The organism is Arthrobacter sp. 2MCAF15 (assembly GCF_052115605.1).
GTDB lineage: Bacteria > Actinomycetota > Actinomycetes > Actinomycetales > Micrococcaceae > Arthrobacter.
Genome location: NZ_JBFRGZ010000032.1, coordinates 15,662 through 29,910 on the forward strand (window position 1 = coordinate 15,662; position 14,249 = coordinate 29,910).

A 14,249-nucleotide genomic window follows, 5' to 3' on the forward strand; every position below is an offset into this window, starting at 1 on the left:
AGGTCACCAACATGCTGGCGCACGACCGCCTCGGCGATGGCGGCTTACCGCTGGTCGTATGCGCGCACGACGGCGCAGGTGGACTACCTCGACGCGAACTTCGCCGACGACGACCAGATGCTCGACATCATCCTCCAACAGACCGCGGATGATGAGGAGCTGGCCACTCGCCAGTAGACACCACTTGGATCCGGCCCACCGCGCCCACACCGTCGATCAGAGAAGCAACTCAGCTAGGAGAACGCCATGGACAACCTCTTCCGCCGAACTGGCATCGACGTGCCCGAGCCCGTCCGCCGCTTCCTGCAGGGTGAGTCAGATCCTTGGCTAAGAGTCGAGGAATACCAGGACGGAAACACCATGGTGGTCAGAACCGATATCCCCGGCATCGATCCCGACAAAGACATCGACATCACCGTAACCGACAACACCCTGCTCATCGTTGCCCGGCGCAGGGAGCCAGCCCACAAGGATCAGCCGGGATACCGGAGCGAAGTGCGCTACGGCGAATATTCACGCAGCATCCCGCGGCCCCGGGGGGCGAACCCCGACACCGTTGAGGCCCGCTACATCGACGGCGTCCTCGAAATCCGCGCCCAGTTACCTGAGCAGTCCGCAACCTCCGGCACCAAAATCCACGTCTCCCGCGGCGGACACCAGTCACCGGAAGCACCAGAGAACTACGCGACCTGACCGGCGTCAGGTCGCGTAGGGCGCAGAAGACGTCTCCTCCCGGCTCTGGGCGCCGCCACAACCCGCAGCCGGTCCCCGACCCAAAACGCACGACGAGCGGAAACCACCCTTGACAATCAAAATCAATGACGCCGCACTGCGCCATGCCCGCCAGCTGATCAAGGACGCCCGGATCGCCCGGGATACCCGGGACGACTGGAGCGAACACGCCCCGGACACGGAGAAGGAGAACGCGTTCATCGCCAAACACGGCCACACGGAGTACGGCACCTGGCATCTGGGCGAAGACACCGAGAAACCCACGACACCAAGGGACGCTGCAGCTTTCCCTTTGGCGATTTCCGGCGGCTGCACCGCTGCGCCATTATTGCCATCGAGAGCCGGGCCGCCCAGAACAACCACGACGACATCGCCAAGGCAGCAAAATCTCTACTCGACGAGCTCGACAAGGACTAAACACCCGCTGCGCGAATCGGCGCTGAACCGCACGGTGCCGGAATGTCATGATCGGGTCATGGCCACACGTTCAGCACACCCGTCCCACCGCACCAGTTTTCGCACGACCATCATGTGGCCGGCAGCCATCCCGTAGCGCTGCCTCGGGATAAATGCCGCAACAGATTTCGAACAGCCGGCGGCAGGGTTCTGGACTTCGCAGCCTATTCGGCCAGTTTCGCCACTGCCTGGGCCAAGAGGAAGAACTTCTTGGTGCCGAGGTCCTTCACGGTCTTGATATTCAGCGCTTCCTGTAACTTCAAAGCGTCGGCATCGGACAAGCCATGAAGCGCACCAACAGGCGCCTTGGCCAGTTCCTCAAACCTCTTACCCTCGTATGCCTTATCGAACTTATCGCTCAGACCAGCCACTATGCAGCTCCTTAGAAGATCAGCCAGACCCCGGACAGACGGGTCGGCAGTCGCCCAAGGACCGGCAGAGCATGCGCAGATACCCCCGTTCAGCATTCGATTCACGTGGCCCGCCCCTGCGGTCGTGCCTAGGTCCTCGAGGTCCCGGCACGATTCCCGGCCAACGCCGTCCCTGTCACAACGCAGGCGACCGGTGCAGCTGTGGCCGGGGTCGGCAGCGGTCGGTCCGCTGTGCGCGGTGGTCTGGTTGGTCAGCGTGGCCGGTACTTCGTGGTCTGACCGGGCGGGTGGCTTGGGTTCACGGGCCGGCAGGTACATCCATTTGAAAACCGCATCTGCACCGCAGCACGGCGTACGGAAGATGAACCGGTGACCCGGGCTGCCAGGCGCCGGCGGTTTCGGGTCCTGATTCCACCAGAGACATAGGTTCCCTGCAATGAACGGCGGCCGGGGCGGGCCGGGTGACGTCGCCGTTCATGCCTGCCCTGCCCAGGATGGCAGCGGCGAACGTTGCCGTGGTTGCCAGAACCCGGGAGCCACTGCATCGGGTGCAGGTGACGGCGAGGGCAAGGGTTTCCTCTCGGGAGTCCAGGACCGTGACAGGGCCGGCAACGAGATGCCGGTCGGTGCGGCAATTGCCGCACCACGGCTGGCGCCCTCTGGGCTGGTGGGCGCTCCGCGGACGGTATGTTCCGGACGTAACGGTCACCGGGCTCAGACCAGCCCGGGGTAGCTGGACACGATGTAGTCTGCGGCCGCGGGGCCCTTCATGCGAAGGTGCGCGTGTCCAGGCCGGATCTTTTTCTCTTTCATGGCCGCCCAGAAGGCGTCTTCGGGCCGGGGCGCCGTCTGGGACAGGAAACACCAACTGGTGTAGAGGCCGTAGAGACAGTCTTGTCCGAGTACGGAATCGGATTGGTCATCCAGGGTGGTGGCTTCTTGGAGGAACTGGTCGTACTGCGAATCTGCCATGGTTGGCTCATTTCCGCTGGGTGCGTTTTTGTGCCGCCGAGGGCTACAGCAGCTGATACTCGAACGCCATGCACGGGGCGTCAAGCGGGGTCCCGGATGCTGCAGCACTGCCGCTCCGGGGATGAACTGTTGAGGGGCTTGGATCCTGACGCGCCGCCGTTGCCGGGGGCCCTGCCACGATCCGGAAGTCGCGCCGCTACTAAATCCGGGGTGCTTTTAGGGAGTTTTCAGGGTGTGGGCGGTGTGGGCCGTCATGGGGATCTCCTGGGCTTAGCGTGAGGGGCCGAAAGGGCCGTGTGCACCAGGGTCCCGCTTCTGAAACCGGTGATAACAACGTCTCTACAATGTAGACTCTAAGCGTAGACTACATAATAAGCAAGCCTACTTACCGACTCCCTGATAACGGCCTCCCCGGTGGGACTGACCGATACCGCTACCGGAACGGAACCCATGTCCCCCGCAGAAAAGACGGCCCCTCCCGCGGGCCCCGCCAAGAAGAAGCGACTCAGCCGTGAAATTGTCCTGTCCGCGGCCCTGGCCCTGGTAGACGCCGAAGGACTCGACGCCCTCACCATGCGCCGGCTCGGGCAGGAACTCGGCCGGGATCCCATGGGCCTCTACCGCTACGCCGAAAACCGCGCGGCACTGCTGGACGGCGTTTCAGAGCTCGTGCTGAACGAACTGGTCATCCTGCCCAGAGACCCGGACTGGCAGGCCCAGCTCCGGCGCATTGCCCACGATCTGCGCGACCTTGCGCTCCGGCACCCCAACGTCGTACCCCTGCTCGTGACCCGCCCCCTGTCAACACCCCTGGGCCTTCGCCCACTGGGCACGCTGCGGCCGCTGGAGCAAATCTTGTCCCTGCTGATCGACGCCGGGTTCGCCCCGGCCGATGCCCTCCATGTCTACCGCGCCTACTACGGATACCTGTACGGGCATATCCTCAACGAACTGCAGGAATTCATCGTGGACCCGGAGGAAAACGAAGCCCTGCTCCGCCTCGGCCTGCACCGGCTGCCGGCCAAGGACTTCCCCCGCCTCCGCGCCCTCGCCCCGGTCCTCGCCGACTACGACGGAATGGCCGAATTGGACCAGGGCATCACCATCCTGCTCACCGGCCTCGCCACCCGCCTCTCCCCCAAGGCGTGATCAGCAACCTTTTCGAAAGGGGTCACCGATGATTCTCCTCTTCGGCCTCAACACGGTCCTGAAAAACCTGCCCGGACGGACCGCAACCTGCCAATACTGCGGCCAGCTGGTCCACCACCACCTGCAGGAGCGCGCCACCAAGTTCACGCTCTTCTTCATCCCCGTCCTGACCACGTCCAGGTCCTACCGGATCACCTGCTCGAACTGCGGCCAGAGCACGGCCATCCAGTCCCGTCAGAGAAAAGCCCTGGCCTGGTAAAGCAGACGGACGCATACCCAACCGTGGGCCGGTAAACCCACGCCAGGGCGCGCGGCACCGTGCCCTGGCCGCTCTCCCCTGCGGCCTAGTCGCGGCCCAACTGCGTGCTTGACGCACCAGCGCAGCCGGACTCCCCGTTCCCCCCGCGCGGTCAACTTACAATCATCCGGCCCCGGGCATCCGGGGGCGCTGCCCCGATGTTCGCATGCACCGACCCGGCGGAACTCCAGCCCGCGCACGAAGACCACAGCCCCCTCTGTGCCGCAAGATGCGTCTGGGCGTGTACGGCGACAACTTTCGATACGGGGTGCGATGCGTCATTGTTCTGACAAATGATCGTATTTGAGATGCCAGAGGGGTGACGGCAATCGACTGCTGGCCGGCCGAGGTGCCTCGGCAGTTCCCCTACAGGCCTCTGACCGCCTTGCGCGGCGAAAAGTGGGAAGACAGGCCACACCTGAAGAGTATGGGTCCTGGGAGATGCCGAGCAGGCCAGAGACCGCGGTGAGGGTGGCACTACCTACGGTCTAGGCGAAAACGTGTAGGGGGCGCTTTTCGTGAGAAAGAGCGAATGTCTCTAGCGCAGTCCAAGGGGCGAGTAGGCTCGGCATCATGACCATCAACTCTTCATCCGACCGTGTCCGACGACCGGGCGGCTGGCTGCCCGAGCAACAGTACGACCTCGAGGACTGGCTCGCCGGTCACCGGGAACGTGTGGAGGCGCGGGGTGAAGATGTTCCCCTGCATCCCGTGATCCTGGAGTTCCAAGAACTGATTGCCAAAGATCCGGTCGTCCGCCTCTACATGACCGAGATGATCGAGCAGGTTCCGAAGTCGAAGCCCTACCGCAAACGGCACCTCACGAGCGTTGACCAGATGCTCCGGCTGATCAACGAGGTCCTGACGATGGCCCCGGAGTTCAGCGAAGGCGGCATGGTCACCACGCCGTTGACGGCGATCCTCGATTGGACCATGGGAACCGAGGCCGGGTTCGCGGCCCACCGCGATCCGCGGATCGTCGCCATGTTCCGCAAGGTTCTGGTCGCCTGGTGCGTCTTCCTGAGCAGCGAGGACTCCCTGTATGTCTTGAACACCTCGCCGTCCGGGTGGATGTCGGAGAAGGCTCGGGAGGTCGTCGGGATGGACGATTACCAACACGATGCCCTCGCCGAGCACTGGGGCTTCACGTCGTGGAACGATTTCTTCACCCGTCGGATCACCTCGACTTCCAGACCCGTCGCGGCACCTGACGACGATAAGGTCATCGTCAGCGCCTGCGAGTCGACCCCCTACAAGATCAGCTCAGACGTTCAACGCCAGAGCCGGTTCTGGGTCAAGAACCAGCCCTACTCACTCGAGGACCTGCTCGCCCGGGACGAGTCGGTTGATCACTTCGTCGGCGGAACGGTGTACCAGGCGTTCTTAAGCGCGTTGAACTATCACCGGTGGCACGCTCCCGTCGCCGGAACGATCGTGCGGGCGTACCTCAAGGACGGCACGTACTTCTCCGAGGCGGACTCCGAGGGCGCCGACGCCGTCGAGCCGACCCTCTCGCAGTCATATCTGGCCCATGTCGCGGCACGGGCGATCATCCTGATCCAGGCCGACGACCCCATGATCGGTCTCATGGCGGTGATCCCCGTGGGCATGATCGAGGTCTCGTCCTGCGTCATCGATCCGGACATCATCCCGGGCCACCACGTGAAGAAGGGCGACGAGCTGGGGTACTTCCAGTTCGGCGGATCGACGGAATGCCTCATCTTCCGGCCCGGTGTCATCGACCAGTTCGCCCTGGCCGCCATCCCCCAACCCCAGGATCCAAACGCACCTCTCGTGCGAGTCCGGTCAAAACTTGCAACCGCCAAGTCCTGAGGACGACGCTACAGCTGCGGCTGTCGGCTCCCGTCCGGCCACTCAGGGTTAGGGGCAGGTTGAATGCCGGGCCGGTGGACGCCGTATTCATGCCAGGTGAGCCAGGCAATGAAGATATCGAAGGCGGTCAACAAGACCATCCCCCAGTTGGAGGCGACGATGAGCTGATAGCCCTGGTAGGCAATAAAAACCAGCAAAAAGCCGATCATCGACGGGTAAGCCCACAATTTGTCCCTCAGCACCACCCGGACGAGGACCACCTTGACCAACCCATGCAACAGCAGGTAGACCGCACCGAAGAGCGTCGCCGACACAGTCAAGGCCCGGCCCAGTGCACCAAGCTGGTGGAAACAAGGTCGCGCGGGTCTTCGGAGAGATCATGCTGGGTCAGAAAATGGACCACCGAGACCATCTCGGCGGGCGATACCGGCAGCAGGAGAAGCCCTCCCACCAGTTCCAGCACCCCGTCCAGCCCCTTGAGGGCCAGGCTGATCTTGAATATTCTGTCCAACGTGGTCGTGGACTGTCCCGGCAGCCGGGCGCCTGGTTTGGACGCTGAGGCGTCTGAGGCGACATAGGGAAGCCCTATATTGTAGATCTCCCCGTTGCCGCCGACAGCATCACAACCGCTCCCGACCCAAACGCCGAGGCAGCCCTCCGCAAGCGCCGTGCACCCCGACGTTCCCAAAGCAGCACCGGCAGCCACTACCGGTCCCCGGCAGCCACAAGGCCACCCGACGAAAGCAAGGATTCCGCTAACACATAGGCCGGGGAAGAAAAACGAAACGACCGCGACGCAGCTCACCCGCTTTTCGCTTCAACTAGCTCCACGCGGACGGTGTTGCGCCTCTTTGCAGTCGCCTTCGCGATCGCCCTGGCAGCCGCCGCGGCCCGCGCGGCGCTTCGCCGGGCGGGCGACGCCCAAGTTCCCGGCGGGCCGCCCAGCGGGGTGCTTACGGGGAGGTGGCATCGCGGCACACACTGACCCGCACCAACCTTCGGGACGACCGAAGAACTGCTGACTTGCCGGTGAGGATTGAGGGCAATGGAGTCCCGGCGCCAGGCTCGGCAGTTGATCCAGACTCCAGTCATCCGGCGTCGGCGTCGACCGGAGCGGGCACGCCTCCGATAAGGGCCGGGAAACACCTCGACCGGTAAGCCGGACCCCAATCACAGGCGTAACCAGCCGCTCTCCGCATCATGGCGGCGGCTGCGAAAACGCGGGCATTCGTGAACCAACTACCGGGTCCGCAGGGGCTGGCCCCTTACCCCTCGTGCCGCTATTCTTCGTGCCCCTGGTCGCGGCTCATCTGATCCTCCGCTGGCGGCGTCTCCCCGGGAGGTACTCCCCCGCCCGGCTCCAGCCCGGTGATCTTTCCGCTGAGCGGATCCGGGTTGGCCGAGGCGGCCGGATCGGGCGTCCCGTCATCGCGCTTGCCCGGATGCTCCACACGCTCCGGCGGGTCCGGATTGGCTGGGTCATTTTCAGGATGATAAGTACTCATGGTTGTGCCTTCCTGGCTCGGCGTTGCTGAACTGTATATGAGCGTGAAGGGACCTTTGAACCCTCTACCCCCGGTTGAATCCGCAGGGCGCTGGTCGGAGGACCGGTCCGTTGCCCCACCCGGAACTTCCTCACGGCAGCGGCGTGACGGCGCTATGGCTTCAGGACGACCTTGATGCAGCCGTCTTCCTTTTTCTGGAAAATCTCGTAGGCGGCAGCGGCTCCGTCGAGGGCGACTTCGTGTGTCTTGAGGTCCATGACGCCGAGGGGGTCTGCGGGATCTTCCACGAGCGGGAGCAGCTCCTCTGTCCACCGGCGGACGTTGCACTGGCCCATTCGTAGTTGGACTTGTTTGTCGAACATGCTCAGCAGCGGCATCGGGCTCGCTGTACCACCGTAAACTCCGCTAAGGGAGACGGTGCCTCCCCGGCGCACTGCGAGTCTGCCGCGTTTCAGGTTGACCTCTGATCCGCTCCGATACCTGCCAAAATCTCCCCGTGAGGCCAGCAGAATTCAGGTTCAATTTCCTCGGCGCGGCACAAGAAAATGCCAACGACACAAGCGCACAGTTAGAGCATGAAATCACTACTAAGCGACGAAGTCGTCGCCGTACGTGGCGTCCTCACCGATACACAACCGGTCGACTTCCATGCCCTTGGAGTGACCGGTGCAATTGACCGCTTGACGCTTCCCCTTCGCGAGAGCGGAACTGTGGTGCACCTGGAGACTCCGCACCACAGGATGGAAGTAGACCGGCAATCCGCAACTCTTCTGTACCGTGCGGCGCAGGAGCTCCTCAGCAACGTCTACAAGTTCGCTCAGGCATCAGATGTCACGGTCCGGCTGGGCTGCGTCACTCGTGGCATGAGCCACCGCGTTCAGCTCAAAGTGGTCGACGACGGCCGTGGTTTCCATGTGCCAGCCGCTATGGTTGGTCGGCACGCCGGCATGGGACTGCGCCTCATGCAAGCGGCGGTTGTCCTTGCTGGCGGAGAGATGACCATCGATTCGTCCGCCTCGGGAACGTGTGTGACGATAACGGTGCCTCTGGACTAGCATCCGCTGCACAGCTGTTCTGACAGGGAGCAGCAGCCCGGCTGGTGTGCTCAGGATTATCGCCGGGGACCGTAGAGTCCGGGGCGTTGATCAGCGCCTCGGCCTCAACGGAATCCACCCACCGTATCCGGCGGTGTACAGGGCTCGGGCCCTGTCTGGTGAACAAAGGCCCACGAGAACGCCGTCGAGCCACTCGACCGCATTTCGCCGGAACGCCTTCTGCTGGACGCCTCAGCGCTGGTTTCCAGCCGTGCAGAAATCGAGGCCGCCGTCAGAGGCTGGGCCTTCGACGACGAGGCGGCCCGAGCTACCGTGCTGCGGGTCGATGCTGCGCGCCCGCAAACCCTGACCAGGGTCGGGCAATCGATCGTCCCGGACGAATCCCAGGCCCGGTCAGCCGCCATGATTCCCTATCTGATCCTGATCGGCGCATCGGTGGCCGCCCCCACCCAAGACCGCCCCGGGGCATCGGGGAACTTCACTGACCCTCTCCCAAGGAGGATCTGTCCCGCGGCGCCAGAACCGCGATGTTGCTTCGGAAGGGCCGTCCGAGAGCCGCTCGCTGCCGGTGTGGCGTGATCCTGGCCAACGCGGTCGGCCCCATGCATACGCCTTCGCCGAGGCGTTCGGGACATCCGCCGGGCGTTCAATTGTCAGCGTCTTTTGACCCGTCCCCGGGCTGTGCAGCAGCGAATGACTTGGGAAGGGTCCGTGATTGTCCGTTGGGTGGGACTGACTGGAGATGGTGTCGTGATGAGAAGCAGGATCTGTGCCGGGGCGCCCCCGGGGAACGCGGTGGCCCTGGCGTTGATTTCGGTGTTCCTGCTGGCCGGCTGCGGTACGCCTCCTGCCGACTCAGGGGCAAGCGGTGGGGCCAATAGCCAGAGCACGTCCCCCTCCCCCGCTGTTGCGGCCTCGGGGACCACCGAGGCTGCGCCGTCACCGTCGGCAAGCATGGTGTGCGGTGAGGAAACCCGGTCCAATATTGTCCGAATTCTGGCACTCCCCTCCCCACCCCACACCACCGACGCGTGGGCGGACAAACTCTATGCCTGCACCTATGCGCTCCCGGCAGGATCGCTCGTGCTCTCGGTGAAGGAACTGGCGGATCCCGCAGCCGCGCACGTCTACTTTGACGGATTGCAACGGGGCGCTGCGTCCGCCCGGCCCATAGAGGGGATGGCCAATCTGGGCCTGCCGGCGTTCGAGACCACCGGCGGGTCCGTGGTGTTCGTCAAGGACAATTTCGTCCTGACCGTGGACGCGACGGCCCTGCCGCCAACGCTCGGACCGCACAGCGTCTCGCGCAACGCGTTTGCCTACGAGGTTGCCACCGCGGTCCTGGCCTGCTGGTCCGAATAGTGCACCAGGCGCCAACGCGTTCCCCCGCACCTGAAACCCGTGCTCGGTGTCCTGGCGAGTGCCCGTCACCGCGAGAGTGAAGAAGTCAATCCGGAGACCAATCCGTGATGTGAACCACAACGAACCATCACTGTTACACCGTGGGCGTGCCCATCAGGGGAACGGCCCTTGCCATCGGAGGAAACCAGCCATGAAGAAATCCGCTTTCCTGATCGCCCCGGCCCTGGCCCTGGGCGCGCTCGCTCTCTCCACCAGCCCGGCCCTCGCCGCCGACACCACGACATACCAGGCGAACCTCGCCGCAATCAACGGCAGCAATGCCACGGGCACAGTGATGATCACCCTCAACGGTGACCAAGCCACCGTCACAGAAAAAGTGTCAGGACTCGCCGCCACATTCAGCGGCAAACCGTACCCGCACGTCCAGCACATCCACATCGGAGCCAAGGGCACCTGCCCCGACATGTCCGCTGACACCAACAAGGACGGCGTGATCAGCACAACCGAAGGCGCCCCGTCGTACGGCGCGATCGGTGCGACCCTGTCCACCAGCGGCGACACCAGCCCGGCGGCCGGCACCGACCTGACTCTGGCCGGCATGGGTGCCAACTACACCTATGAGCGCACTTTCGCGCTGGACGCGAAAACTGCTGATTCCCTCAAAGCCGGCACCGCCGTCGTCGTCGTCCACGGGCTGGACCCGGCCACCCTGTCAGCCGAGGCCCAGAAAGCACCCAGCGACCTGGTCCCGTCCCTGCCGTTGGCCGCCACGTCACCGGCCCTGTGCGGGACCCTGACCGCGATGCCCGCCGGAGCCCCCGGCACCGGCATCACCACCCCCGCAACGCCGGCCGGACCAGACCTGGGTCTGATGGCCGTCGGCGGCGGCCTCGTCCTGGCAGCCGGCGGAGCCTACGCGGCCCGTCGCCGGATCACCGCCAGGGCCTGAAAAGACGCAGGAACCGATGCGATCTGATCTGAAAGGCCGCCGCGGACGCACCATCGCGTCCGCGGCGGCCGCCCTGCTCCTGGCCGGCGGCATCACCACCATCGGCTTGGGGCTCCACGCCCAGCCCCCGGCACCGGACGGAAACGACCCGGCTTCCGCGGCCGCCCCGGTCCCGCCGGCCGCCACCGCCACCGCGGCTCCGGCACCCAGCCCCTCAACCGCCGCTTCCGCGCCACCAACGGCTGTCCGGTCACCGGCGCCGGACGCGGCACTGCCGGCCTCCACGCCGGTCAGCGTCGAGGTCCCCTCCATCGGGGTCAACTCAACCTTGCTGCAACTGGGCAAGCAGGCCAACGGCGAAGTCGCCACCCCGCCCGGGGAACCCGGTTCCCCCGCCGGGTGGTACACAAACTCCGCAGCTCCGGGCCAGGCCGGATCCGCCGTCATCCTCGGCCACGTCAACTCCACGAAAAGTCCAATCGGCGTCTTCTACCGTCTCCACGAACTCGCCCCAGGGCAGGCCATCACCGTCACCCGCAGCGACCACACCGCCGCGGTTTTCACCGTCGACAAAGTCGATGTCTATCGCAAGGCAAACTTCCCGACTGTGGAGGTCTACAAAAACGCCGACCGGCCCGAGCTCCGGCTGATCACCTGCGGCGGCTACGACCCGGCGACAGGGCAATACCTGGACAACACCGTCGTATACGCCCACCTGACCTCCACCCACCCCGCCTGAGCCACGAGGGCTGCCTGCCGAACCCGAACCCGCAAATTCCGTTAGCCCCGCGAAAGGGAACCCATGAATACGGCCAAGAACCGCCATCGCCTCGCCCTCCTCCTGATCTCCGCAGCGACAATCGCGGGGGCAAGCGCCTGCGCGGCCCCCGGCACTGGTGCCGCCACATCGACCGGTCCCTCACCGGCCACAACAGGGACCGCAACGATGGACGCCGGCATGAGCCACTCCTCCATGGGATCCGCATCGACCGCAGCCGCGCTCACGATCCACATCAAATCCTTCGCCTACGCTGGCCCGGACAGCGTCCCTGCCGGTGCCAGTGTGACCGTCATGAACATGGACACCGAGGCCCACACCCTCACCGCTGATGACGGCTCCTTCGAGGCTGTCGTCAAGGCCGGCACAAGCGTCACATTCACCGCGCCGGCCAAACCCGGCTCCTACCCCTACCACTGCGCCTACCACGCCAACATGCACGGAACCCTGACCGTTAAATGACTGCGGCCAGAACACCTCCACCCTCCATACCCCGCCACCTCCCGCAACCGGCGGATCGGCCGAAATCTTCCCCCGCCCTTGTTCCCGGACCGAGCCACGGGCACGATGACATATAAGAAAACAACGGGTCCGTCCGAACCGGCCCGATCATTACCGCTGGAGGATTCATGCGCAGCGAAGCCTATAGTCATGCAAAGGAGCGCTTCGGCGCCGCCGTGAACACCGGCAGAGTCGATGACCTGGATAGGGTCGTCGCGGCCGGCTGTGTCGGCCACGATCCCGCACCCGGACACGGGCACGGTCCGCAGGGACTCACAGAGCGCCATCAGTCAGGCATGCTCACCCAGCTCGGGCTGGTGTCGCAGCCATGAGAATCATCCGGACTCTGGCCACCGGGGCTGTCGCCGGCGCCGCCGGGACCACCGCGCTGAACACGCTCACCTACTTCGACATGGTCTGGCGGGCCCGCCCCGCCAGCAGCACCCCGGAGGCGACCGTGGAAAAGCTGGCCGACGTCAGCGGAATCACGATTCCGGGCACCGAGGAAGAACGCGCGAACCGCGTCGCCGGGCTCGGCCCGCTGACCGGCCTCGCCGTGGGTGTGGGCGCCGGTGCCGTACTCGGGCTGGCTCGCACTGCCGGATACCGGCCCGGGCTCCTCGGTTCCTCACTCACCGCCGCGGCAGGCGCACTGATCGCCAGCAACGCGCCCATGACCGTGCTCGGCATCACAGACCCCCGCACCTGGTCCCTGACGGACTGGGCCAGCGACATCCTCCCGCACCTGGCCTACGGTCTCGTGACCGGCGCCGCCCTGCAGGCCCTGGACCCGGCGCCCTTCCCCGGGCCTTGACCCGACGAGGGAGAACGACTGGCAGGCTGCCCTGGAGCCCACGCCAGTCAAAACCTTCCCTAGGCGCCCAGGCCACTGCGATAACGCCTCAATGGTTGGGCCTCTCACATCATTTCGGACGCAGCCACAAGGCACGCGGTCTTGGGCCCGGTGACGCTGCCAGCACCGAAAACGGGCCTCGGGCGGCCAGCGGCCACGACGGGTGTGGCGACAGGATGTCGGGAAGGTGGTGCGCCCGATTTTCGGGGTCAGTGGTGGTGTCCGACGGGCACCGGGGCGCCGTGTCCGCCGTCCTCTCCGTGCTCTCCGTGCTCTCCGTGCTCTCCGTGCGGGATGGGATGCTCTCCGGCGGCCGTGGCGGCCAGTCCCGGGGTGGCAATCGCGGCAACCACCAGGGCGGCCCCGAGAAACGCCGCCAGCAGAGGACCGGCGGGAACCGCACCCAGCTCCGCTMCAGAACCTAAGGCGTCGTGGCTACTCAGCAAGCCCACCGAACCCGGCAAGAGAAGCTCCAGCACCGGGGCAGAGAGCGCGACAACGTCAAGCGTCCGCGCAGACGCCGGAACCCACCAAACCCCGCAGACGACTGCGACCACCTGCACGAGCGCCGCGAGGGCCGCCGCGACGACGATCATCCGCTGGGAAACAATGCGTCCGCGGCGCAGGCTCTGGATCGACCAGCCGGCCAAGACGATCCGCCAGACCGCTGCAGCGACCACTCCTGCCCGGCCCCAGACGCTCCGGCGCCGCCGGCAAGAGTCGAACATCCCGAAGGAAGCCGTCCCGGCCCTTGTGATTCTGGGCTCCGCAGCCCACGCGCTGCGCAATTATGAATTCACCATGGGCGCTCCTGGATGCCGGAAACACGAATAAAGCAGACATTAGGTGTTGACACTGTCAACACCCTCTTTGGCAGGACAAACAGCGCGCCGGCAACTCTCTTGACGGCCAGGACGAGCATTCCAAGAAAGTTCGGACCAAAGTCGACGACGTCATGTCATACCTGCAAACCAGAGCCATGAATAGGTGTTGGCCAACCACGACCAACCCGACAGAACCGGAACGAGGAACCACATAACCCCAAACGACAGCAGGCGGAAGGCCCACAACCCCGGGGCCTCAAACCCGCCACCCACACACCCGAACAGGCCACGCGGCGGCCAGGCTACAGCCCGCAAACCTAGCGTCAGAGGGACGCCACCACAAACTTTGTCAACACGTTAAAAGCAAAACCCCCTCTGACGAGGGGGTATGCGTGCCCAAGGTGGGACTCGAACTGCATTCCCTCCCTGGCAAACACTGGACTCCCGCGGGAACATACGAAATCCCCTGTGTGTCAGGCTGTTGTGTGACAGGTTCCCTGTTGCTGGAGCCGGTGCAGTGCGGGGGAAGGTCCATCATGGATTTCGTTATGCCTGTTCGTGTTTCGAACCGGAAGCACTTCACTACCGACCAGAAGCACGCGATTCTGGAT

16 protein-coding genes and 2 pseudogenes are annotated in these 14,249 nt (G+C 64.9%); 12 read left to right on the forward strand and 6 right to left on the reverse strand.

Annotation, left to right across the window (positions count from 1 at the left end; translation table 11 throughout):
• The first annotated feature begins 36 nt into the window (after positions 1 to 36).
• The 3 genes from AB4089_RS22145 (at position 37) to AB4089_RS22155 (ending at position 1,285) form a co-directional block, all read left to right on the forward strand.
• A complete protein-coding gene (locus AB4089_RS22145) occupies positions 37 to 177 on the forward strand; it encodes a hypothetical protein (protein ID WP_441411426.1) in 141 nt (46 codons plus the stop codon).
• 69 nt (positions 178 to 246) lie between these two features.
• Positions 247 to 693, forward strand: a complete 447-nt coding sequence (locus AB4089_RS22150) for an Hsp20/alpha crystallin family protein (protein ID WP_441411427.1) — start codon at positions 247 to 249, stop codon at positions 691 to 693.
• A gap of 109 nt (positions 694 to 802) precedes the next feature.
• Entirely contained in the window at positions 803 to 1,285 is a 483-nt protein-coding gene (locus tag AB4089_RS22155) for a hypothetical protein (protein ID WP_441411428.1), read from the forward strand.
• Positions 1,286 to 1,352: 67 nt separating this feature from the next.
• Here AB4089_RS22155 and AB4089_RS22160 read toward each other — a convergent pair whose 3' ends face one another.
• Both AB4089_RS22160 and AB4089_RS22165 read right to left on the reverse strand, forming a co-directional pair.
• Positions 1,353 to 1,559, reverse strand: a complete 207-nt coding sequence (locus AB4089_RS22160; protein WP_441411429.1) for a hypothetical protein — start codon at positions 1,557 to 1,559, stop codon at positions 1,353 to 1,355.
• A 714-nt stretch (positions 1,560 to 2,273) separates the two neighbouring features.
• Positions 2,274 to 2,531: a hypothetical protein gene (locus tag AB4089_RS22165; protein ID WP_441411430.1), complete on the reverse strand. Its 258-nt coding sequence runs from the start codon at positions 2,529 to 2,531 to the stop codon at positions 2,274 to 2,276.
• 450 nt (positions 2,532 to 2,981) lie between these two features.
• Here AB4089_RS22165 and AB4089_RS22170 point away from each other — a divergent pair, with 450 nt between their 5' ends.
• From AB4089_RS22170 to AB4089_RS22180, 3 genes are all read left to right on the forward strand, one after another.
• Complete coding sequence (locus AB4089_RS22170) at positions 2,982 to 3,680, forward strand: TetR/AcrR family transcriptional regulator C-terminal domain-containing protein (RefSeq protein ID WP_441411431.1); 699 nt, start codon at positions 2,982 to 2,984, stop codon at positions 3,678 to 3,680.
• Between the two features lie 28 nt (positions 3,681 to 3,708).
• Complete coding sequence (locus AB4089_RS22175; protein ID WP_441411432.1) at positions 3,709 to 3,939, forward strand: zinc-ribbon domain-containing protein; 231 nt, start codon at positions 3,709 to 3,711, stop codon at positions 3,937 to 3,939.
• A 612-nt stretch (positions 3,940 to 4,551) separates the two neighbouring features.
• Positions 4,552 to 5,811 carry a phosphatidylserine decarboxylase family protein gene (locus AB4089_RS22180; protein WP_441411433.1) on the forward strand — a complete coding sequence of 420 codons (1,260 nt, stop codon included), beginning with the start codon at positions 4,552 to 4,554 and terminating at the stop codon, positions 5,809 to 5,811.
• An 8-nt stretch (positions 5,812 to 5,819) separates the two neighbouring features.
• Here the strand turns inward: AB4089_RS22180 and AB4089_RS22185 are convergent.
• The 3 genes and pseudogenes from AB4089_RS22185 to AB4089_RS22195 all read right to left on the reverse strand — a co-directional run.
• Positions 5,820 to 6,616, reverse strand: a pseudogene (locus AB4089_RS22185) (DUF2127 domain-containing protein).
• A gap of 475 nt (positions 6,617 to 7,091) precedes the next feature.
• Complete coding sequence (locus AB4089_RS22190; RefSeq protein WP_441411434.1) at positions 7,092 to 7,316, reverse strand: DUF6480 family protein; 225 nt, start codon at positions 7,314 to 7,316, stop codon at positions 7,092 to 7,094.
• Between the two features lie 152 nt (positions 7,317 to 7,468).
• Positions 7,469 to 7,753: pseudogene (locus tag AB4089_RS22195) on the reverse strand (glutathione-dependent formaldehyde dehydrogenase); the annotation flags it as partial.
• Between the two features lie 138 nt (positions 7,754 to 7,891).
• On the opposite strand from AB4089_RS22195, the gene AB4089_RS22200 reads away from it, so the two are divergent.
• The 6 genes from AB4089_RS22200 (at position 7,892) to AB4089_RS22225 (ending at position 12,775) form a co-directional block, all read left to right on the forward strand.
• Complete coding sequence (locus AB4089_RS22200) at positions 7,892 to 8,371, forward strand: sensor histidine kinase (protein WP_441411435.1); 480 nt, start codon at positions 7,892 to 7,894, stop codon at positions 8,369 to 8,371.
• A 753-nt stretch (positions 8,372 to 9,124) separates the two neighbouring features.
• Complete coding sequence (locus AB4089_RS22205; protein ID WP_441411436.1) at positions 9,125 to 9,733, forward strand: hypothetical protein; 609 nt, start codon at positions 9,125 to 9,127, stop codon at positions 9,731 to 9,733.
• Between the two features lie 190 nt (positions 9,734 to 9,923).
• Positions 9,924 to 10,682: a hypothetical protein gene (locus AB4089_RS22210; protein WP_441411437.1), complete on the forward strand. Its 759-nt coding sequence runs from the start codon at positions 9,924 to 9,926 to the stop codon at positions 10,680 to 10,682.
• Between the two features lie 16 nt (positions 10,683 to 10,698).
• Entirely contained in the window at positions 10,699 to 11,421 is a 723-nt protein-coding gene (locus AB4089_RS22215) for a class F sortase (RefSeq protein WP_441411438.1), read from the forward strand.
• Between the two features lie 63 nt (positions 11,422 to 11,484).
• A complete protein-coding gene (locus AB4089_RS22220) occupies positions 11,485 to 11,922 on the forward strand; it encodes a cupredoxin domain-containing protein (protein WP_441411439.1) in 438 nt (145 codons plus the stop codon).
• Between the two features lie 367 nt (positions 11,923 to 12,289).
• Positions 12,290 to 12,775, forward strand: a complete 486-nt coding sequence (locus AB4089_RS22225; protein ID WP_441411440.1) for a hypothetical protein — start codon at positions 12,290 to 12,292, stop codon at positions 12,773 to 12,775.
• A 248-nt stretch (positions 12,776 to 13,023) separates the two neighbouring features.
• Here AB4089_RS22225 and AB4089_RS22230 read toward each other — a convergent pair whose 3' ends face one another.
• Positions 13,024 to 13,494 (reverse strand): hypothetical protein, encoded by a 471-nt coding sequence (locus tag AB4089_RS22230; RefSeq protein ID WP_441411441.1) that lies wholly within the window; start codon positions 13,492 to 13,494, stop codon positions 13,024 to 13,026.
• Between the last annotated feature and the right edge of the window lie 755 nt (positions 13,495 to 14,249).